Here is a 391-nt window from a genome sequence, read left to right on the forward strand (position 1 = left end):
GCCCTCGCCGCGCCGACGCGCGACGCAATTACGACGCGCTGCTGCTCGCTGCCCGCGAGGCCTTCGCCGCGCACGGCGCCGACGCCTCACTCGAGGACATCGCACGCCGCGCGGGGGTCGGCATCGGCACCCTGTACCGCAACTTCCCCTCCCGCACCGAACTCTTCGAAGCCGTCTACGCGGACGAGGTCCACGCACTGTGCCGGCTCGCCGACGAAGTCGCCGCAGAGCCCCCCTGGCAAGCACTCACCACATGGCTGCGCCGCTTCGTCGACTACATGGCCACCAAACGCGCGATCCGCAATGCAATGGACACACAATCAGCCGTGTTCACCTCCTGCCGCGCCTCCATGTACGAAGCAGGCACCCCCCTCCTCACCCGTGCCCAGAC

General features: G+C 69.1%; 1 protein-coding gene. It reads left to right on the forward strand.

Annotated features, from left to right (window positions below):
- Positions 1-391, forward strand: a 391-nt coding sequence (locus AC1DYK_RS36120; protein WP_478170641.1) for a TetR/AcrR family transcriptional regulator, incomplete at both ends; no start/stop codon positions are given.

Source organism: Variovorax sp. P2_H12 (genome assembly GCF_056403395.1).